21 protein-coding genes are annotated in these 20416 nt (G+C 70.4%); 10 read left to right on the forward strand and 11 right to left on the reverse strand.

The window, feature by feature from the left end; translation table 11 throughout:
• Positions 1 to 149: 149 nt before the first annotated feature.
• Complete coding sequence (locus HNR22_RS03950) at positions 150 to 734, reverse strand: TetR family transcriptional regulator (RefSeq protein WP_179779120.1); 585 nt, start codon at positions 732 to 734, stop codon at positions 150 to 152.
• Between the two features lie 68 nt (positions 735 to 802).
• Positions 803 to 1576 (reverse strand): lysophospholipid acyltransferase family protein, encoded by a 774-nt coding sequence (locus HNR22_RS03955; RefSeq protein WP_179783389.1) that lies wholly within the window; start codon positions 1574 to 1576, stop codon positions 803 to 805.
• 174 nt (positions 1577 to 1750) lie between these two features.
• Here HNR22_RS03955 and HNR22_RS03960 point away from each other — a divergent pair, with 174 nt between their 5' ends.
• From HNR22_RS03960 to HNR22_RS03975, 4 genes are all read left to right on the forward strand, one after another.
• Positions 1751 to 3166, forward strand: coding sequence for a cytochrome ubiquinol oxidase subunit I (locus HNR22_RS03960; RefSeq protein WP_179779121.1), 1416 nt, complete (start codon positions 1751 to 1753; stop codon positions 3164 to 3166).
• A 14-nt stretch (positions 3167 to 3180) separates the two neighbouring features.
• Positions 3181 to 4179: a cytochrome d ubiquinol oxidase subunit II gene (gene cydB / locus HNR22_RS03965; protein ID WP_179779122.1), complete on the forward strand. Its 999-nt coding sequence runs from the start codon at positions 3181 to 3183 to the stop codon at positions 4177 to 4179.
• A gap of 191 nt (positions 4180 to 4370) precedes the next feature.
• A complete protein-coding gene (locus HNR22_RS03970) occupies positions 4371 to 5564 on the forward strand; it encodes a GNAT family N-acetyltransferase (RefSeq protein WP_179779123.1) in 1194 nt (397 codons plus the stop codon).
• Positions 5565 to 5660: 96 nt separating this feature from the next.
• Complete coding sequence (locus HNR22_RS03975) at positions 5661 to 6857, forward strand: hypothetical protein (protein ID WP_218906174.1); 1197 nt, start codon at positions 5661 to 5663, stop codon at positions 6855 to 6857.
• A 12-nt stretch (positions 6858 to 6869) separates the two neighbouring features.
• Here HNR22_RS03975 and HNR22_RS03980 read toward each other — a convergent pair whose 3' ends face one another.
• Positions 6870 to 7307 (reverse strand): MarR family winged helix-turn-helix transcriptional regulator, encoded by a 438-nt coding sequence (locus HNR22_RS03980; protein WP_179779124.1) that lies wholly within the window; start codon positions 7305 to 7307, stop codon positions 6870 to 6872.
• 96 nt (positions 7308 to 7403) lie between these two features.
• On the opposite strand from HNR22_RS03980, the gene HNR22_RS03985 reads away from it, so the two are divergent.
• Positions 7404 to 7856, forward strand: coding sequence for a MarR family winged helix-turn-helix transcriptional regulator (locus HNR22_RS03985; RefSeq protein WP_179779125.1), 453 nt, complete (start codon positions 7404 to 7406; stop codon positions 7854 to 7856).
• Between the two features lie 6 nt (positions 7857 to 7862).
• Here HNR22_RS03985 and HNR22_RS03990 read toward each other — a convergent pair whose 3' ends face one another.
• From HNR22_RS03990 to HNR22_RS04000, 3 genes are all read right to left on the reverse strand, one after another.
• Positions 7863 to 8549, reverse strand: a complete 687-nt coding sequence (locus HNR22_RS03990; protein WP_179779126.1) for a hypothetical protein — start codon at positions 8547 to 8549, stop codon at positions 7863 to 7865.
• An 83-nt stretch (positions 8550 to 8632) separates the two neighbouring features.
• A complete protein-coding gene (locus HNR22_RS03995) occupies positions 8633 to 9094 on the reverse strand; it encodes a peroxiredoxin (RefSeq protein WP_343059669.1) in 462 nt (153 codons plus the stop codon).
• 45 nt (positions 9095 to 9139) lie between these two features.
• Complete coding sequence (locus tag HNR22_RS04000; RefSeq protein WP_179779127.1) at positions 9140 to 9973, reverse strand: patatin-like phospholipase family protein; 834 nt, start codon at positions 9971 to 9973, stop codon at positions 9140 to 9142.
• A gap of 87 nt (positions 9974 to 10060) precedes the next feature.
• Between HNR22_RS04000 and HNR22_RS04005 the strand changes: the two genes are divergently transcribed.
• On the forward strand, positions 10061 to 10789 hold the full coding sequence (locus HNR22_RS04005; protein WP_179779128.1) for an SDR family oxidoreductase: 729 nt from the start codon (positions 10061 to 10063) through the stop codon (positions 10787 to 10789).
• 37 nt (positions 10790 to 10826) lie between these two features.
• Here HNR22_RS04005 and HNR22_RS31575 read toward each other — a convergent pair whose 3' ends face one another.
• The 3 genes from HNR22_RS31575 to zwf form a co-directional block, all read right to left on the reverse strand.
• Positions 10827 to 10952 carry an MFS transporter small subunit gene (locus HNR22_RS31575; RefSeq protein ID WP_274529894.1) on the reverse strand — a complete coding sequence of 42 codons (126 nt, stop codon included), beginning with the start codon at positions 10950 to 10952 and terminating at the stop codon, positions 10827 to 10829.
• Positions 10949 to 12361: an OFA family MFS transporter gene (locus HNR22_RS04010; protein ID WP_179779129.1), complete on the reverse strand. Its 1413-nt coding sequence runs from the start codon at positions 12359 to 12361 to the stop codon at positions 10949 to 10951. The genes HNR22_RS31575 and HNR22_RS04010 overlap by 4 nt, the downstream gene beginning before the upstream one ends.
• Before the next feature lie 130 nt (positions 12362 to 12491).
• Entirely contained in the window at positions 12492 to 13871 is a 1380-nt protein-coding gene (zwf, locus tag HNR22_RS04015; protein WP_179779130.1) for a glucose-6-phosphate dehydrogenase, read from the reverse strand.
• Positions 13872 to 14083: 212 nt separating this feature from the next.
• On the opposite strand from zwf, the gene HNR22_RS04020 reads away from it, so the two are divergent.
• The 3 genes from HNR22_RS04020 (at position 14084) to HNR22_RS04030 (ending at position 17452) form a co-directional block, all read left to right on the forward strand.
• Complete coding sequence (locus HNR22_RS04020) at positions 14084 to 15679, forward strand: beta-N-acetylhexosaminidase (protein WP_343059670.1); 1596 nt, start codon at positions 14084 to 14086, stop codon at positions 15677 to 15679.
• A 219-nt stretch (positions 15680 to 15898) separates the two neighbouring features.
• A complete protein-coding gene (locus HNR22_RS04025; protein ID WP_179779132.1) occupies positions 15899 to 16681 on the forward strand; it encodes an alpha/beta fold hydrolase in 783 nt (260 codons plus the stop codon).
• A 42-nt stretch (positions 16682 to 16723) separates the two neighbouring features.
• Positions 16724 to 17452 (forward strand): hypothetical protein, encoded by a 729-nt coding sequence (locus HNR22_RS04030; protein ID WP_179779133.1) that lies wholly within the window; start codon positions 16724 to 16726, stop codon positions 17450 to 17452.
• Between the two features lie 135 nt (positions 17453 to 17587).
• Here HNR22_RS04030 and HNR22_RS04035 read toward each other — a convergent pair whose 3' ends face one another.
• Positions 17588 to 18343: a hypothetical protein gene (locus tag HNR22_RS04035; RefSeq protein ID WP_246380664.1), complete on the reverse strand. Its 756-nt coding sequence runs from the start codon at positions 18341 to 18343 to the stop codon at positions 17588 to 17590.
• Positions 18344 to 18728: 385 nt separating this feature from the next.
• Here HNR22_RS04035 and HNR22_RS04040 point away from each other — a divergent pair, with 385 nt between their 5' ends.
• Positions 18729 to 19730 carry a tyrosine-type recombinase/integrase gene (locus HNR22_RS04040; protein ID WP_179779134.1) on the forward strand — a complete coding sequence of 334 codons (1002 nt, stop codon included), beginning with the start codon at positions 18729 to 18731 and terminating at the stop codon, positions 19728 to 19730.
• A gap of 6 nt (positions 19731 to 19736) precedes the next feature.
• Here HNR22_RS04040 and HNR22_RS31170 read toward each other — a convergent pair whose 3' ends face one another.
• Positions 19737 to 20393 (reverse strand): fasciclin domain-containing protein, encoded by a 657-nt coding sequence (locus HNR22_RS31170; RefSeq protein ID WP_179779135.1) that lies wholly within the window; start codon positions 20391 to 20393, stop codon positions 19737 to 19739.
• Positions 20394 to 20416: the final 23 nt, after the last annotated feature.

Raw genomic sequence — 20416 nt, forward strand, 5'->3', positions numbered from 1 at the left:
TGGGTGGCCGGTGGGTGGCCGGCCGGCGTCTGTCGCCCGCTCGCGCCGCCGCCGGGCTCCGTGTTGATCGACTCGGCTTCCTGAAAGCCGGGGTGTCCGGAACGCGGGGATGCCCCGGTTTGCAGGAAACCGAGTCGACGCTCGGCGGGTCAGCCGGCGGGTCGGTGGATCAGCTGGAGGCTGCGCCGGATGCGGTCGCGGAACTCGTCCCTGGTGGCCGAGGTCGATTTCCAGGTCAGGGCGGCGGAGAAGAGCAGATCCATCACGTCGTGTCCGGTCAGGTCGGCGTGCAGCAGGCCGGGTGGGGCGGTGGCGGCGATGTGGGCGCTCAGCGTCGCCCGGGCCCGCTCCTGGTAGTCGTGGAACATCGAGCCCAACCGGGGTTCGCTGTTCTCCAGCAGTTCGTTGAGGTCGCGGGCCAGCGGGGTGTCGATGTACGGGCCCATCAGCGCGTCGAGCGCGGCTACGACTCCCGCGTCGAAGCTCAGCGAGCGGTCGGCGAGGTGGACCTCCATGGCCCGCTGGGCGCGCTCCAGGACGCCCTGCATGGTGGCGCGGTACAACTGTTCCTTGTTGGGGAACATCAGGTACAGGCCAGGTCGGGAAATGCCGGCCGCCCTGGCAACGGCCTCCATGGACGTCTTCTGGAATCCATAGCGGCCGAACACCCCGACCGCCGTCACAAGGACTGCGGCGCGCTTCGGGTCTTCGACGTCCATCTCAGTGTTGCTCACAGTAGACAGATTAGATGATCTTGCGAAAAATTGTCTAATTCGTCAGCCCTGGGGTGCGGCAAGCACCATCATCCCTGGTTGCGGCGGTGCGCGCGACTCGGGTCGCTGGGCCGACCGGGGTCGACGTGCCGGGGCAGGTCGGGTTCGTCGGGCCGCAGCGGGGCGAGGGTGTCGGTGAGCGCGTCGATGATCCGACCGGTGGCCCGGCGGGCGGCGCCGGGGCTCGCGGCGCTCGACTCGCCGAGGTCGACGGGCGCGCCGAAGTGCACCCGGATCACCGGGCGGCGCCACAGCGAGCGGGCGATGCCGCGCAGCATGCCCCGGGGCGCCTGGTAGGGCAGCACCTCGTGGGCGCCCCACTGGGCGACCGGGATGACCGGGGCGCCGCAGGCCAGGGCGAGTCGAGCCGCGCCGGTCTTGCCGCGTTCGGGCCACATGCCGGGGTCCAGGCCGATGCGTCCCTCGGGGTAGATGAGGATCACCGACCCGCGGGCGACGGCTGTGGCGGCGTCGTCGAGGGCCCGGTGCACGGCGCTGGTGCCCCGGTCGACGCGGATGTGCCCGGCGTGGCGCATGGCGGCGCCGAGCACCGGGGCGCGGAACAGGCCGGCGGTCGCCATGATCCGGGGGGCGATGCCCCGGGTGTGGCAGGCGGCGGCCATCACGACCGGGTCGAACGGGCTGATGTGGTTGGCGGCCAGCACCAGCGGGCCGCGACGCAGGTGCGCCGGCACGTCGCCGGTGACCTCGATGCGGGCCAGCAGGCCGACCAGGATCCGGGTCAGCAGGAGGGCGCCGCGCCAGATCAGCGGCGGTTGCCAGGGGGAGTACGCGGTGTCCATCAGCGCGACATCGTCGCACGCGGCGGCGGGGTCGCGAGGGTGGGACGGCCGGTTGGCCGGGGTGATCAGGGTCATTGGTCCCGGGCCGGTTCGGGTCGCCCGGCCCTGCCCAATCCTCTACGACAAGCAGTAGTATTTACTACGTCTCGTAGTACGAACAGCTGGGGGTTTCAGGTGGACGCGTTGGACGTCGCCCGGTGGCAATTCGGTGTCACCACCGTCTACCACTTTCTCTTCGTGCCGTTGACCATCGGCCTGTCCGTGCTGGTGGCCATCCTCCAGACGATGTGGCACCGCACCGGCAACGAGCGCTACCTCAAGCTCACCAAGTTCTACGGCAAGCTGTTCCTGATCAACTTCGCGATGGGCGTGGTCACCGGCATCGTGCAGGAGTTCCAGTTCGGCATGAACTGGAGCGACTACTCACGCTTCGTCGGCGACATCTTCGGCGCACCCCTGGCCATCGAGGCGCTGGTCGCGTTCTTCCTCGAATCCACCTTCATCGGCCTGTGGATCTTCGGCTGGGACCGGCTGCCCAAGCGGGCGCACCTGGCCAGCATCTGGGCCGCCGCGATCGGCACCAACCTGTCCGCGTACTTCATCCTCGCGGCCAACTCGTTCATGCAGAACCCGGTCGGCTACCGGATCAACCCCGACAGCGGACGCGCCGAGTTGACCGACTTCCCGGCCGTGCTCACCAACAAGGTCGCCCTCATCACGTTCCCGCACACCCTGGCCGGCTCGTTCCTGGTCGCCGGCTCGCTGGTCGTGGCCGTCGGCCTCTACCACGTGATCCGCAACCGCGACTCCGCCGACACCGGCGCGTACCGCTTCGCCACGAAGTTCGGCTCCTGGGTGGTCCTGGTCGCCTCCGCCGCCGTGCTGTTCACCGGCGACATCCAGGGCAAGATCATGACCGACGTGCAGCCGATGAAGATGGCCGCCGCCGAGGGCCTCTACACCACCGAGAGCCCCGCCTCGTTCTCCGTACTCACCATCGGCAGCCTCGACGGCAGCCGCGAGGTGTTCGCCCTCAAGATCCCGTACCTGCTGTCGTACCTGGGCACCGGCGACCCGAACGGCACCGTGCACGGCATCAACGACCTGCAGGCCCAGTACGCCACCCAGTACGGCGCGGGCAGCTACACCCCGATCATCCCGGTCACCTACTGGAGTTTCCGCTTCATGATCGCCTTCGGGATGGCCGCCGCCGCGATCGCCCTGCTGGTGCTCTGGAGCCAGCGCAAGGGCCGCACCCCGAGCAGCAGGTGGCTGCTGCGCGCCGGGCTGGCCATGCCGGTGCTGCCGCTGCTGGCCAACTCCTTCGGCTGGATCTTCACCGAGATGGGCCGCCAGCCGTGGATCGTGTTCGGCGAGATGCTCACCCGCAACGGGGTGTCCCGCAGCGTCTCGCTGACCGAGGTGCTCACCTCGTTCACCGCCTTCACGCTCATCTACGCCACCCTCGCCGTGATCGAGGTGAAGCTGCTGCTGCGCTACGCCAAGGCCGGCGTGCCCGACGTCAGCGAAGAGCACCCCATCGACGACACCCACGACGACGCCGAGCGCCCGCTCGCCTTCGCCTACTGATCCCGGAGCCCATCGTGGAACTGACCACCATCTGGTTTCTCCTCGTCGCCGTGCTGTTCACCGGGTACTTCATCCTGGAGGGCTTCGACTTCGGCGTCGGCATGCTGCTGCCCGTGCTCGGCCGTGACGACCGGGAACGCCGCGTTCTGATCAACACCATCGGCCCGGTCTGGGACGGCAACGAGGTGTGGCTGATCACCGCCGGTGGCGCCATGTTCGCCGCGTTCCCCGAGTGGTACGCCACCCTGTTCTCCGGCTTCTACCTGCCGCTGCTACTGATCCTGCTGGCCCTGATCGCCCGGGGGGTCGCGTTCGAGTACCGGCACAAGCGCCCGGAGGCGTCCTGGAAGCGCCGCTGGGACACCGCGATCGTGGTCGGCTCGCTGCTGCCGGCGATCCTGTGGGGCGTCGCCTTCGCCAACATCCTGCGCGGTGTGCCGCTGGACGCCGACCACGAGTACGTCGGTGGCCTGGTGGACCTGCTCAACCCGTACGCCCTGCTCGGTGGCGCGACCACCCTGGCGTTGTTCCTCACCCACGGCGCGGTGTTTCTCGCCCTGAAGACCACCGGCGACATCCGGGAGCGCGCGGGCGCGCTCGCGGTGCGCCTGGGCGTCGGCGCCGCCGTGCTGGCGGTCGGGTTCCTGACGTGGACGCTGAACATCCGCTCCAGCGCGGCGGCCGTCGTGCTCGCCGTCGGCGCGGCTCTCGCCCTGCTCGGTGGTCTGGCCGCCGCCCGGGTACGCCGGGAGGGCTGGGCGTTCACCGGCACGGCCGTGGCGATCGGTCTGGCCGTGGCGACCCTGTTCGCGGCGCTGTTCCCGAACGTGCTGCCGTCCACGCTGGACGCGGCCGGCACGCTGACGGCCACCAACGCCGCCTCCACCCCGTACACCTTGAAGATCATGACCTGGGTGGCGGTGATCTTCACCCCGATCGTGCTGGCATACCAGGGCTGGACCTACTGGGTGTTCCGCAAGCGCATCGGCGTGGCCAACATTCCGCAGCACTGAGCGCACGTCGCCGCCCTGCCCCGCCGCGCCGATCATGGAGTCGTGGTGCCAGTTTGGGGCGGTAAGAGAGACTTTGTCGCCCACCACAACTCCATGATCGGCGCGGCGCGGGGTGGCGCGAGGTGGGGCCGGTAACCGCACCGGGCGGTTAATCGGGGGTCGCCGACGGGCCGCCCCGCTAGGGTGTGCCGATGCCCGAGCCCGTGCACGTCCGTGAACTCACCGCCGACGACCTCGACGCCGCCTGGGAGTTGGGCCGGTTCGCGTTCGGTTCCGACCCGGAGCGTCCCGCGCAAACCACCGCCGTGGTGCCCGGCCTGACCCGGTACGGCGCGTTCGACGGCAACGGTCGGCTCCTGGGCAAGGCCGTCGACCTGAGCCACGACCAGTGGTGGTCCGGGCGGGCGGTGCCGGCGGCCGACGTGGCCGGAGTGGCGGTGGCGCCCGAGGCCCGCGGTCGGGGTGTGGCCCGGGCCATGCTCACCGCCCTGCTGCGCGGCGCCCGCGAGCGAGGGGCGGCGGTCAGCGCGCTCTACCCGACCGTCGCCGCCCCCTACCGGGCCTGCGGGTGGGAGGCCGCCGGGGTGCTGCGTACCGTCGACCTGGCCACCGCCGCGCTGCCCCGGTACCGGCCCTCCCCGGACCTGACCGTGCGGGCCGGCACGGTGACCGACCTGCCCGCCGTCGCCGACCTGTACGAGCGGGTCACCCGGCACCGCAACGGCATGCTGACCCGCCGGGGTGAGCTGTTCGACTTCTTCGCCGCCGACGGGGGTCTGCCCGGCGACGGCCTGACCCTCGTCGAGCGCGACGGCGACCTGGTCGGGTACGCCACCTGGCAGCGGGGTCGCGGCTACGGCACCGAATCGGTGCTCACCGTCGACGAGGCCCTGGCCGTCACCCCCGAGGCCGCCCGGGAGATCGTCGGGGTGCTCGGCAGCTGGGCCAGCGTCGCGCCGACGCTGCGGCTGTGCCCGCTCGACGGCGACGCGGTGAGCGCCTGCCTGCCGTTGGAGTCGGCCCGCGACCACCAGCGGGACCTGTGGATGCACCGACCGGTCGACGTCGCCCGGGCGGTGAGCGCGCGGGGGTGGCCGGCCCACACCCGAGGCGTCGTCGACTTCACCCTCACCGACGCGCTCGCCGAGTGGAACACCGGCACCTGGCGGTTGACCGTCGCCGACGGCACCGCCGAGCTGGCCCGGGTCGACGGCGACGCGGACCTGGGGTTGGACGTACGCGGTTTCGCCCTGCTCTACGCCGGAGCCGCCCGCGCCCACTCGGTCGCGCAGGCCGGGCTGCTGCACCACAGCCCGGGTGTCGACCCTGCCGCGCTCGACCTCCTGGGCGCCGGAGGCCCGGCACAGTTGCTCGACTACTTCTGACCAGCGTTCCCGGAGCCGGGCGTTCGGGCGCGGACCTACTCCGAGGATCGCCCGTCGGGGACGATCGCGAGTCCGCCTCGGCGGTACGGTGTGCCGGTGGAAATTCTGGCGCGGGTCCACTCGAAAGCGACGGTGCAGCGGCTGCTGTGCCACCCCCGCCTTCCGCTGGTGGCCGGTTGGGATGCTGACCGTCCGGCGATCAGGATCTGGGAGTACGGGGACGGGCAGCTGCGCGAGTGCGGGACCGTCGGCGCGGGTTCGGCCGCCTACGGCGACGACGTCGGCTATGAGCGGTCCAAGCGGACACCCTCCGCCGCCTGGCATCCGGGCGAGGCGCTGCTGGTGGTGGCGGACGCCGAGAGCGCCACCGGCTGGACGCCGTCGGGGACCTCGCCGGTCGACGGCTTTGCGCCGACTGAGTATCAACGCGAGGTGGCGTTCAGTCCGGACGGCCGGACGCTCTGGTTGTCGCCCGCCGACGGAGAGGACGGCTGGGAACAGTCTGTCGCGCTCGACCTCGCCTCGGGAACGACCTCCATCGGCCCTAGGTGGGACACCGGGGTGGTCGGGCATCCGGCCGGCGGGCTCGTGTGCACCCTCCAGAGCGACCAAGGTGCCACGCTGGTGCTCTTCTCTGAGGACACCGAGCCGGTGCTGCGGCCGTTGCGCCGTGCGCTGGTCCTGGACTGCGACGGCTACGAGGCACCGATCTTCAGCTCCGACGGTCGGCACTTCGCCGTACGCGGCAACGCGTACGACAATTCGCTGGAGGTGTTCGAGTTCCCCTCGCTACGACGTGTCCTGAGCATGACGCTGGGGGAGCCGAGTCCGGGGTACCCGTACCCGCAGGAGTGGCTGGACGAGATGCACGCCTGGTCCCGCCACAACGTCGTGTTCGGTGCGTTGCCGGGCGTCCTCTGGATCGGGACACCCGAGGGCGCCCTGGTCGAGCTGGAGATCGACGGGAAGCGGGCGACCGAGCACGAGGTGCTGCCCGGGGTGGCGGTAACGGCGCTGGCGGCTACCGCCGCCGGTGACCTCGTCGTCGCGAGCAACGACGGCGTGCTTCTGCTGCTGTCGGCGGAAAGAACTGCCCCGGGTGAGGCGCCCAGGGCCGCGGTGACCGAGTTCCTCGCCGCCACCTCCGAGGCGCCGGTTGTCGACATGGACCAACTCGACCTCACTGACGGGACGCGGACCTGGCAGCCGGGTGACCTGGAAGTGGTCAGCGAGGACTCCGGGACCGACCCGTCCTGGCTGAGGATCCGGGCGGCCATGAACCCACTCACCTGAGCCGCTGTCGGGTCAGGCGGTGCCCGCCAGTTCGTCGTTCGCTCGCTGGGTGACCAGGGTGAGCACCCGGGCGGCGGCGGCGAGTTCGTCGGCCGGGATGTCCCCGTACAACCGGGCGGTGAGGCCCGCCACGGCGTCGGCGACGCGGGCCTGTGTGGCGTGACCGATGTCGGTGAGCCTTACGTGCGGGGCGGGCCCGTCGACCTGGACGACGCCGGCGTCGACGAGTTGGTCGACCACCTGGCGGACGGCCGGTTCGTCGACCTTGAGGGTGCTGGTGACCCGGTGCACGAGCCGGGCCCGCTCGACGGGGCCGGCGGCGAGGACGTTGAGCGCGACCACCTGACCGAAGCTGAGCCCGAGCGGGGCGACGGCGCGTTCGAGCAGGGCCCGGGTGGCGTAGTGGGCTTGGCCGATGACCTGGCCGTTGAGGGTGGGGACGGTGGACATGGAACCTCCTTCGAAACGTTGGCTGAACCAACGTTGGAGCCGCCAACGTAACACCCGATCGTGGGTCGCGCCAACGATTACTGGTAGGCTGCACCCATGGATGCCGTGGCCCCGCAGTCACCCGCCGGGCTCAGCACCACCCCGACCTGGCTGCTCAGCCAGACCGCCAGCCACGCCGGTCGCCTGCTCAGCGAGGGCTTCGCCGCGCACGACCTGCGCGGCTACCACTACCGGCTGCTCGCCGCGCTCGCCGAGGACGGCCCGGCGAGTCAGGCCGACCTCGGCCGCCGCTGCGGCATCGACCGCAGCGACGTCGTGGCGGCCATCAACGACCTGGCCGGCCGAGGGCTCGTGGTGCGCGCCCCCGACCCGGCCGATCGCCGCCGCAACGTCATCAGCATCACCGACGCCGGCGCCGACGAGGCCCGCCGGCTGGGCGACACCCTCGAGCGCGTCCAACGTGACCTGCTCGCCCCGCTGTCCGCCACCGAGCGCGACCAGCTGACCCGCCTGCTCACCCGGCTGCTGGCGCACCACAACCGGCAGTGACCCGCCTCATCGGGCCTCGCGCAGCTCCGCCAACCGGGCCTCGATCTCGGCCAGCTCGGCGCGCAGCTTCTCCGCCTGCTGCTCCGCCTCGGCCCGCTCGGTGCCGAGGATCTGCTCCACCGCCTCCTGCACACCGGGCACGTCGACCAGGCCCACCATCTTCAACGCCTCCGCCGGCTTCACCACGTACGGCTTCGCCAGAGCCTTGCTGCCCTGCTGCGCGGCGACGGTCCACTCACCGTCGGCGTACGCCAGCGTCACCGTGAGACCCGCGGGACCCTTCGGCTTGACGGCCTTGACCGCCCGCCGCGCCGGCGGCTTCTCCGTCTGCTCCACCTTCGGCTCCTCCTGTCGCTGCGCGGGCACCCGCGGCGTGTCCAACACGAACTCCGGCGCCGCCGCCACCGGCGACTCCTGCGGCTCCGGCTCCGGTTTCGGCTCCACCACCCGACGCGTCACTCCCTTGGGCGCCATGGCCAGGTCCGCGGGGGAGAACGGCAACTCGTCGCGGCCGAAACGCACCACCACGAACTCGTCGGACACCTCAGGGTCGGTCAGCTCGATCACCTGACCGACCTGACCGGCGATCTGCCCCGCCGACGCGGTGAACACCACCCGCGGCTTACGCCCGGCAGCCAACGCCTCCCGGATGCTCTGCACCTCGCTAGTGGACAAACCCTGGCCGGCATCCATCACAACCCTCTTCCGTACACCTGTTTGATTGCTGTCTTGATACCAGCCGGCTGCGACACCCGCCGCACAGGGCTCGCACCCACTCAGCCGCCCAACGCCCGCAGCGCCCGGTCCGCGTGGTCGTTCATGCTGACCTCACTGTGGATCACCTCGATGACCCGACTGTCGGCGCCGATGACGAACGTCATCCGCTTCGTGCTCAACGGCCCCAACGGCAGCCGCCGCTTCACCCCGAACTGCTGCGCCACCGTCCCGTCCTCATCCGAGAGCAGCGGATAGTCGAACCCGTTGAGCTTGGAGAACTCCGCCTGCTTCGCCACCGGGTCGCGACTGATGCCCACCCGGGACGCGCCCAACGCCGTGAACTCCGCCGCGAGGTCCCGGAAGTGGCAGCTCTCCGCCGTGCACCCACGGGTCATCGCCCCCGGGTAGAAGAACAGCACCACCGGCCCCGCCGCCAGGAACTCCGACAGCCGCCGCGGCGTGCCCGTCTCATCCGGCAGCTCGAAATCCTCGACCACGTCGCCGACACCCACACTCGCCACCGCGCACCTCCATCGTCGGACCGGACAGGCGGTGAGCGTAAGCGATCAAGCCCAGAGCGCCGCCACCTCCTCGAGCACCGCGGCGGCCTGGGCCCGCCCGGCCCGCGCCGCGCCCGCCCGCCGGGCCGGGTCCAGCACGTTGCGGCCGATCGCCGTGCGCGCCGCCGCGTCCGGCGTCAGCACCGACACCCGCGACCCGGCCGCCCGCAACCCGTCGACCTGCGCCGACAGCCGCGGCATCGGCCCGATCGCCGCCGACGTCGGTGCGAGCACCAGCACCCGCTCGGCGCCGGCCGCGAGGTCCGCGTTCACCGTCGAGCGCATCCCACCGTCGACGAAACGGCGCGCGCCGATCGTCACCGGCGGCCACACCCCGGGCACCGCGCAACTGGCGCCCACCGCGTCCACCAGGGACACCTCGCTGTCCCGGTCGAACACCACGAACTCACCGGACGACGCGTCCACCGCCGTGACCAGCAGCCGCCGCTGCGGCCACTCCCGGGCCGGCAGACGGGCCTCGATCACCGCGCGTCGCGACGCCTCCGACGGGGTACGCGCCGCCAACGCCATCGCTCCGATCCGGGCCCGGGAGCGCGCCGCGTCGCGGGTACGACCACCAGCCCACACCAGCCGCGCCAGCGTCGCGAAGCCCAACCGCGCCGCCACCTCACTCGACGGGGGCGCCAACTGCTCCTCGTAGAACCGCTGCACGGACAACCCGGAGCACACCAGCGCCCCGACCACCGAACCCGCCGACGTCCCCACCACCAGGTCCGCCTCGGTGACCGGCACGCCCCGCTCGACCAGACCCGCCAGCAGCCCCAGCTCCCAGGCCACCCCGGTCACCCCGCCACCACCGAGCACCAACGCCCGCCGCATGTGACTCTCCTCTCGACGACCGACCCGCGCCGGTCACGGTAGCGTCGGCACGACACCTGCGCAGCCGTCAGCACTCCGGGAGGCACCGTGGCACCCGTCACCGTCATCACCGGCGGTGGTCGCGGCATCGGCGCGGCCACCGCCCGCCGCCTCGCCAACGCCGGTCATCACGTCGCCGTCTGCTACCGCCGCGACGAAGCCGCCGCCACCGCCGTCCTGGCCGACCTGCGCGCCGCCGGCGCACAGGCCATCGCGGTACGCGCCGACACCACCGACCCCGACCAGGTCGCCGCGCTGTTCGACGCGGCCGCCGACCTCGGCCCGCTCACCGGCCTGGTCAACAACGCCGGGGTCACCAGCCCGATCGGGCCCTTCACCGAGTTGCGCGTCGACGACCTGCGCCGCGTCGTCGACGTCAACCTCGTCGGCTACGTCCTCTGCGCCCAGCAGGCCGCCCGCCGGCTGACCGACGGCGGCGCGATCGTCAACGTGTCGTCGGCCGCCGCGACCCTCGGCAGCCCCGGCGAGTACGTGCACTACGCCGCCGTGAAGGCCGCCACCGACACCCTCACCGTCGGCCTGGCCAAGGAACTCGCCCCGAAGGGCATCCGGGTCAACGCCGTCGCACCCGGCATCGTGCGCACCGACATCCACGCCGACTCCGGCGTACCCGACCGCGCCGACACCGCCGTCGGTCGCATCCCGCTGGGCCGCGCCGGTGAACCCGACGAGATCGCCGCCGCCATCGCCTGGCTGCTCGGCCCCGACGCCTCGTACGCCACCGGCACGGTCCTGCGGGTCTCCGGCGGTCTCTGACCTCTCGTTCGCCCAGTCAGAGACCGCCGGGGCCGGCTCAGTGGGTGAACAGCTTCGCCGCGGTGATGACGGTCTGCGTCACCCCGTAGCCCAGCAGCGCCGCCACCACCAACCAGGAAATCCACAACCGGGCCTGCTGCCCGGATCGGCTGTCGTCGCTCATCGCGTACCACTCCTCTGCGCGGTCCTGTCCTCGTCAACGTCCCGATCCGCCGACGGCTCGTGGTAGCGCTGCGGCACCGGCCGCACCAACAGGTTCGCCACGAAGCCCACCGCCAGCACCCCCACCATCGTGAACAGCGCCGGCCGGTACGCCGCCGCCGTCAACGAACCCGGCTCACCCTGCGCGTCGAGGAACCCGTTGACGATCAGCGGACCCGCGATCCCCGCCGCCGACCAGGCGGTCAACAACCGGCCGTGGATCGCACCGACCTGGAACGTGCCGAACAGATCCCGCAGGTACGCCGGCACGGTCGCGAACCCCCCGCCGTAGAACGACAGGATCACGCACGCCAACAACACGAACAGCGCAGTCGCCGTCTGCCCCACGAGAGCCAGCAGCGCGTACAGCACCATCCCGACACCCAGGTACACCATGTAGATCGGCTTGCGGCCGATGACGTCCGACGTCGACGACCACACGAACCGGCCCGCCATGTTGAACAGCGACAGCAGACCCACGAAACCGCCGGCCGCGGCGACGCTCACCGCCGAGGTGCCGTTGTCCCGGAAGAAGTCCTGGATCATCGGGCTGGCCTGCTCCAGGATGCCGATGCCCGCCGTGACGTTGCAGAACAACACCACCCACAGCAGCCAGAACGAGCGGGTCTTCACCGCGTTCGCCGCCGACACGTTCGCCGTGGTGACCAGCGGCTTCGCCGCGACGCTCGCCGGGTCGAAGCCGGCCGGACGCCAGCCCTCCGCGGGCACCCGCACGTTCGCCACCCCGAACATCATGATCGCGAAGTAGCCCAGACCGAGCGTCACGAACAACCACACCAGGGCGCTGCCCGACGCCGTCGACCCCGCGTTGGACGGGTCGTAACCGGCGTCGAAGAACGACAACAACTGTCGGGACAGGGGAGAGGCGACCATCGCCCCACCACCGAACCCCATGATCGCCAACCCGGTGGCCAGACCCGGCCGGTCCGGGAACCACTTGATCAACGTGGAGACGGGGGAGATGTACCCGATGCCCAGACCGATGCCGCCGAGCAACCCGTAGCCCAGATACAGCAACCACAGCTGCTTCGTGGCGATGCCCAGCGAGCCCACCAGAAAGCCCGCCGCCCAGAAACAGGCCGAGACGAACATGGCCTTACGCGGGCCGTTCGCCTCCACCCAGGTCCCGGCCACGGCGGCGGACAACCCGAGCATCACGATCGCGATACTGAAGATCACCCCGATCGCCGTCTGACTGGCGTCGAAGTGGGCGATCAGCGAGTTCTTGTAGACGCTGGTCGCGTAGACCTGGCCGATGCAGAGGTGGATGGCCAACGCCGCCGGGGGAATGAGCCACCTGCTGTAACCGGGCGGCGCGACGGTGTGCCGACGATCGAGTGCGGAAAGCATGCGGTGCTTCCTCTCCGAGGAGGACGAAGGACGTCCCGCACAACGTGCCCACACCACACCCCCACGGCAAACCTCACCGTCGCCGGACGGTCATCCCGGTGAGCTGAGCGGTCAGTCAGCGCCCCAACCGCTACCGCAGGTCCGGGGTGTGCCAGCCGCCCGCCAACGCGTCGGCGTCCGCCGGACCCCAACTGCCCTTCTCGTACGACTGCACCGGCGCCGCCAGATCGAGGATCGGCTCGACGATGCGCCACTCCTGCTCGATCGTCTCCTCGCGCGCGAAGCGCAGGTGCTGCCCATCCATCGCGTCGTCGAGCAACCGCTCGTACGCCTCCTGACGGCGACCCAACGCCGCGCCGAAGTCGACCGACAGGTCCACCGGACGGCTCGCCACCTCGGCGCCCGGGCTCTTCGCCTGGATCGACATCGTGATGCCGTCACCACGCCCGAGACGGAACCGCAGCAGGTTCGCGGCCGTCACCGTGCCCCGCTCGGCCGGGATGAGCGACCGCTGCGGCTGCTTGAACTCGACCACGACCTCCGTCGCCGTCCCCGGCAGGGACTTACCGGTCCGCAGATAGAACGGCACACCCGCCCAGCGGGGGGAGTCGATCGTCAACCGGGTGGCGACGAACGTCTCCGTGTTCGAGTCCGCAGCGACACCCGGCTCGTCGCGGTACCCGGCGTACTGCCCCCGTACCGTGGACTGCGGCGACAGCGCCTCGATCTGGCGCAGCACCGCGACCTCCGCCTCACGGAACGCGGCCGCGTCGTCAGTGGCGGGCGCCTCCATCGCGACCAGCGCGACAACCTGCAGAATGTGGTTCTGCAACACGTCACGGGTGGCGCCGACGGTGTCGTAGAACCCGGCCCGACCCTGCGTGCCGAAACCCTCCGCGAGAGTGACCTGAATGTTGTCGATGTGCTCGTTGTTCCACAGCGGCTCGAACAGCCGGTTGGCGAACCGGAAGGCGTAGAGGCCCTCGACGGCTTCCTTACCGAGGTAGTGGTCGATGCGAAACACCCGCTCCGGGTCGAAGGTCGCCCGCAGCGTGCGGTCCAACTCACGGGAGGACTCCACGTCACGCCCGAACGGCTTCTCCACGATCACCCGACCCCGGTCGGCCAGACCGACCTCCGCGAGACCGTCGACGACGGCACCGAACACCGCCGGAGGAATCGCCAGGTAGAAGACCGGTCGCTCCGCACCCCGCAGACGCTCCGCCAGCCGCTGATAGGTGACCGGGTCCGCGTAGTTGCCGGAGATCATCGAAAGGTTGCCCGCCAGCCGGTCGAAAGTCTCGTCGTCGACCTCGTCGTTGGCCTCGGCAACAGACTTGCGGGCCATCGTGACGAGCTGTTGATCATCCCAGGGGGAGCGGGCCACCCCGATCACCGGGACGTCCAGGCGGTCGCGCCGGGTCAACTCGTACAGCGCCGGGAACAGCTTCTTCGAAACGAGGTCTCCCGTGACGCCGAACAGCACGACCGCGTCTGAGCGCATGCGCATGGCACTTCCATTCGATCATCAGAATCTGATCTTCCAACCGGAGAACAGCCCGGCTGCCGCAGAGAATTCCCCTGCACACGGCGCACGTGAGGTCGGCTACACCATTGGGCCGACAGGCTTCTACGTTAAGGAAGGTTTACAGTACAGGCGCGGTACCGATAGCGTGCGAGTCTAATCGATTAAGGTCGATCATGACGAGGCCTGGAGGTACCGTGCGTCGCCGACACACCACCACACGGCTGCTGGCCATAGCCGCACTCGCGCTACCACTCATCCTGCCCGCAACTCCGGCCGCCGCCGCAGCCACCGCACCGCCCCGGCAGCTGAGCGACGTCATCCCCGCACCGGTCGAAACCCGACCCGACGCCCACAACGCCTTCCGGATCAGCCCACTGACCGTCATCCGCACCACCCCCGGCTCCGCCGCCGCCTGGCACGTCGGCCGCCAACTCGCCGAGACGATGCGCCCCGCCACCGGCCACCCCCTGCCCGTCCTACCCGTACGCTCCACCCCGCTACCCGAGATCGCCCTGCTCATCGGGGGAGCGGACGACCGCATCGGCCAGCAGGGCTACCAACTCGACGTCACCCGCCGCGGCGTGACGATCCGGGCCAACACCCCCGCAGGCCTGTTCGCCGGCACACAGACACTGCGTCAACTGCTGCCCGCCGAGATCGAGGCACCCCACCGGCAACCCACCACCTGGACGGTCCCCGGTGGACGAATCGTCGACTACCCGCGCTTCGCCTACCGAGGCGCGATGCTCGACCTCGCACGGCACTTCCACACCGTCGACGAGATCACCGCCTACGTGGACCTGCTCAGTCAGTACAAAATCAACTACCTGCACCTCCACCTGACCGACGACCAGGGCTGGCGCATCCAGGTCGACTCCTGGCCCCGCCTCACCACCGTCGGCGGCGGACCAGGCACCGGCGTCGACGGCACCGGACCGGGATACCTCACCAAGGCCGACTACAAGGCCGTCGTCGCCTACGCCGCCGCGCGACACATCACGATCATCCCCGAGATCGACATGCCGGGGCACACCAACGCCGCCCAGTCGACGTACCCCGAACTCAACTGCGACGGCGTCGCGCCACCCCCGCGCACCGACATCGCGGTCGGCTACAGCTCCCTCTGCATCAACGACGAACTCACCTACCGCTTCGTCGAGGACGTCATCCGCGAACTCGCCGCCATCACCCCCGGGCCATTCCTACACATCGGCGGCGACGAAGCCCACGCGACCACCGACGAGGACTACCGCACCTTCATGAACCGCGTCCTGCCCCTGGTCGCCAAGTACGGCAAACGCGCCTCCGGCTGGAACGAGATCATGCAGGCCGACCCGCCCACCGACGTCGTCGCCCAGTTCTGGGGCACCGGCACCACCAACGCCGACCTGGCCGAGGCCGCCGCCCGCGGCAACAAGGTCATCATGTCGCCGGCGAACAAGTCCTACCTGGACATGAAGTACGACGCCACCACCCGCCTCGGCCTGCGCTGGGCCGGCCTGATCGAGGTCTCCGACGCATACGGCTGGGACCCCGCCACCCGGGTGACCGGAGTCGGCGAGAACGCCATCCTCGGCGTCGAGGCACCACTGTGGTCCGAAACCTTGCGCAGCCTCGACGACATCGAATACATGGCCTTCCCACGCCTGCCCGCGATCGCCGAACTCGGCTGGTCGACGGCAGTCAGCCACGACTGGGAGTCATTCCGGACGCGACTGGGGGAGCAGGCACCCCGCTGGCGCCTGCAACAGGTCAACTTCTACCCGTCCCCCCAGGTGCCCTGGCTCTGAGGCGTACCGTCAGAAAAGCCTTCCCCGTTACGGGTGCGCGCGATTCCAAACCTTCCCCCAGAGCCGCACCTCAATCACGGACAGGTGACGCGCCCGGGCAGCGCCCTGCGCACCTGGCCCTCGCAGCCCCTGCCCATGCCGCAACGACCCCCGCCCGACCCGCAGACTGCCGCGCTCAGGGCGGTCGGCCGCCCAGAACAACCTCGCTAGGATCCACTCATGAGCCTCGCGGTCGACAAGTCGACGGACGCCGGACCGTCAGTCGTCTGCCTGCCCATGTTCAGCGCCACTCGCGCCGCGACCGCCGCCGCCTTCGCCCCAACCTTCACGGGCACCGGCCTACGACAGACCTACCTGGACCTGCCGGGCCACGGAGACTCCCCAGCCAATTGCCGTCCGACCTCCCAGGCGGTAATGGACACCGTCTGCGCCTGGCTCGACCGCCACGTCGACGCCCCCGTCCTCCTGGCAGGCGCGTCCTACGGCGCCTACCTGGCCGCCGGCATAGCGCGCCAGCGGCCCGACCTCGTCCGCGGGCTTCTCCTCGTCTGCCCGGGCGTCACCATCGCCCCGGCAAGCCGGACCCTGCCCGAACTCGACCCACCTGACGCGCCCCCGGGCTGGCTCGACGACGCCCCCACCGACCTGCGCGCCCACCTCGACGTGGCACTGGGACACCGCACGCCGGCAGTCGTCGCAACAGTGCTCGCGGCACTGCGGTCCGGCGGCCCCGGCGACGACAAGTTCCAGGAAGAACTCCGCACCGGCACCGGGTACGCGCTCCCCGACGAGGACGCCGACATCACCTTCGACGGTCCGGTCAGCGTCATCACCGGCCGCCAGGACGGCATCGTCGGCTACGCCGACCAGTTCCACGCCATGCGCCACTATCCCCGAGGCACCTTCACCACCGTCGACGCAGCCGGGCACTACCTTCCATTCGAGCAACCCACGCTTCTGCGGTCACTCACCCAGGACTGGCTGCACCGCGCCCGCACCTGAGGCCAGCGCGACCTCGGCACGGCAAGACAGGGGAGACCAGTGATGCTCGACGACATGGGGGTTCTGCGCAGCGCGGTGGGGGACTACCGAGCGGCGGCGACAGCCTTCGGTGCCGCCTGGCGTGCTGAGGGCGACCGGATCGAAGGTCTGCCTGTCGACGAGCTCTGCCGGATCTTCGATGTGGACCGCATCGCCGACCAACCGATCTGGCTCAACACCCAGGCCCTGCCGTCCGCGAGGGTCCTACCCGACGGCGCGTATCCGTTGGTCTGGGACAAGGCCGAAACCCTTCTCGGATACCTGTCCTTCGCAGTCGGAATCCCATTCAACTGGCGGCATCAACTGCCGCTGTTCATCTGCGAGCACATCGTCTTCACGTTCGTGCTCGCCGGTCACAACGAGGGAGAGATCTGGCGCTACCAGATCGGTGCCGACGACTGGAACCCGGTTCGCGCCGCCCCCAGCCTGGCCACCCTGTTCACCGAATGGAACAGGGGGTTCGCCGCCAACGTCTACTTCCACTCGCCGTACGACAGTTGGCTTCACGTCGGAGACGCCGAGAACGACCAACGCGACCCATTCGATGTGCTGCTGGAACGAGGCCTCGATCCGTTCTCCTTTCCCGTGGACATCTCACAGTGGTCCCACGGGGATCTGCTACGTGCGCGGCAACTGGAGTGCGGTGTCGACGTCGACCGCGCCGACGCCTTCGAGAGCACTGAGGAAGTGCTCTTCTCCATTGACAGGGCGCTTTCCGACCTGCGGAGATGATCTGGAGGCGTCACCGTCGACGCTTCCGGGCGGGATCAGACCCGGCCCGTACCAGCGCGTACGTGGAGTTCGATAATGCACATTATGTAAAGCTACGTTATCTGACGGTCCCCTCGGCCGCCGCTGCTGGCAGTGTCAGTCGCGCGTCAGTCCCGGCGGGCACGCGTCCTCGTCGGGTCGCACGCGGCGGGCACTGACCAGCGGGTTGCGTTGCAGCCCGGCGATGACAGCGGCGCTGCCGCCGACGTCGGTCCAGGTGTCGTCCCACAGGGCGGAGACGAGCCAGGAGTGATCTGCTGGGAAGAACAGATCGGGCAGCGGACCGTCACCGCGCATGTGACCCGTTCGCCAGGTGAGGGCCTGCTCGGGTCCCGCTTCGACCAGGACGTAGGGCCAACCCCAGTAGAGCGACACCCTCGGGACACGCGGAAAGACGACGTCGTGCGCGCCGGTGTCGAGATAGCCCAGCCACCAGGGCTGCTCCGGGGTACGTGCCGCCAGCTCGCGGACCACGGCCTGTTCGTGGGCGTCCACACCGACACCCTCCGGCGGGTGGAAGGTGGCGTACGCGTCGAAGACCTCCGGGATCGCGGTGGTGATCGCGAGGCCCTGTGTGGTGTGGCCGGCGAGCCAGGCGATGTCTCTGGCCGTGCCGATCCGCCAGTTCCGTCCGTCCTTGTGGACGTCCAGGGGCTGTGTCGAGGCGACGTCGTCGTCGTGGTGTCCAGCCACGATGGCGGGCGATGCTGAGGGAGCCCACCCGGGTGCGCCGGCCGGCCGCCACTGGTGCCCCTCGGGGCAGGCCATGTCGATGGGGTGGGCCGGGTCCCGGTAGACGGTGGGCATACCGGGTCGACCACAGACGGGGCAGGTGGCGACGGGCGACGTCATGCCACGCACGATACGTGCAGCTCAAGCGGCGCCCCTGGCCTGCGACGCGGGGCGAGCCGATGTGTCGCTCGGATGTGTCGCTCGGCGCCTGTAGAGCTGCCCCATCCGTGGGGCGCGCCGACCATCGGCGCAGGGACCACCCGCAGCGGCGCAGAGACCGCCCCACGGATGGTCACCTACCCACAGTGTGATGGCGTTTGTCGGGACGTGATCGGCTTCGAGGAACCACCACCACTGGTCTGCGCAGCCGAGGATCACCCGCCCCACGGACGGGGCAGCTCTACAGGCACCCGAGCAGGCAGCCGCCGCCTGCCGTGTGGACCGGGTCCGCTCCCCCCTCTCCCCACGCTTCCCCGGAACGCGAAAATGCTGCATAATATCCCTTATGCATGACAAACAGGACGAATCGCTCATGGTGCTGATCGAGGAGTTCCTGACCGCCCGAGCAACCCGCAAGCCCTCCCCCCACACCCTGGCCGCGTACCGCCGGGATCTGCACGCGGTGGCGGCCCTGGTCGCCGAGGATGCCGCCACTCCCCTCCCCCTGGGCGCGCTGTCGATCACCGATCTCTCCCCCAGGGTGATGCGGGCGGCCTTCGCGCGGTTCGCCGCTCCCCGCGCGCCCGCGTCGGTGCACCGGGCCTGGTCCACCTGGAACAGTTTCTTCACGTTTCTGGTGGCCGACGGGATCGTGGCCGGCAACCCGATGCCGGCGGTCGGGCGACCTCGGGCGCTACTCCCCCAGCCGAAGCCATTACGCGGGGCGGACACTCCCGAGGTGCTGCTCGCGTCCGCCGCACGCGACGAGGGTCGGCAGCGCGACCCGTGGCCGGAGCGGGACGTCGCGGTGTTGGCGGTGGCGCTCTGCGCGGGGCTGCGCCTGTCGGAGCTGCTGGCGCTTCGGGTCGGCTCGCTGGGTGGTCGCCCCGGTGAGCGGCGGATCGAGGTGCTCGGGAAGGGTGGGCGGCCCCGGGTGGTGCCGATCGAGGCGGATCTGGACCGTGTGCTGGTGGACTACCTGGACAGTCGGGCGCGGCGCTTCGGTTCGCGGTCGGTACGTCCCGACTCGGCGTTGCTGGTGGATCGGCGTGGTGAGCCGTTGCGCCGGGGTGGGTTGCAGTATCTCGTCGAGTCGTGTTTTCGGCGGGCGGGCATCGGTGACCGGGTGCCGCGGGGTGCGCGGTTGCACGCGTTGCGGCACACGTTCGCGACCCGGTTGGCCGAGGACGGGGCGAGCGCCGCGGAGATCATGCGTTTGTTGGGGCACGCGTCGTTGGCGTCGTCGCAGACGTACATCGAGGTGACGGCCGGGCAGCAGCGCGACGCGGTGCGCGCGAATCGGACCAACCGGGCGCTGGCGGGTCTGGTGCCGGTGAACCAGGAGTGAGCGCGGTCAGTGTGCGCGGTGGTCGCTGTCGTTGGCGGTGGTGGGCAGTGGGCCGAGGACCGCGTTGATGATGTGGATGCGCGTGTCGGTGGCCTGGTAGTCGGCGCAGACGGCGTCGGCGCGGTCGGCCAGACGGACGGTGGGGCCGTTGCGGGTGACGGTGACGGTGGTGCCGTCGAGGGTGGTGGCGGTGCCGGTGTTCGCCAGTTCGCCGATGGGGTGGGTTCCCTGGATCAGGTGTGCCTTCAGCAGGGTGCGCAGCTGGTCGGTGTGGCGGGCCATCAGGTCGTCCCAGTTGTCCTCGGAGAACTTGGCGGCGAAGGCGTCGTCGGAGGGGGCGAGGATGGTGACGCCGGTGCCGGTGGGCAGGTCGGTGAGGATTCCGCTGGTGCGCAGCGCCGCTTCGAAGGTGGTGAGGGTGGGGATCCACCGGAGCGCCTGGTCGACGGGCTGACCGGCGAGGAAGGTCGGGTTTCCGGGGTCGGTGCCGGTGGGCAGGGCGGCGCAGAGGGGCCCGGTGACCTGGGGTGTGGTGGCCGGTGGTGCGGCGTCGGTGCGGGGAGTCGTGGGGCTGCTGGTGCAGGCGGCGAGCAGCAGTGTCGGCGCGAGGAGCCCGAGGGTACGCAGTCGGGGGCGTCGCGGTGGGGTGGCGGGTTGCGACACGGCGGCCTCCACGGTTTCGGGTT

This window comes from Micromonospora jinlongensis (assembly GCF_013410645.1).
In the GTDB taxonomy this organism is placed as follows: Bacteria; Actinomycetota; Actinomycetes; order Mycobacteriales; family Micromonosporaceae; genus Micromonospora; species Micromonospora zamorensis.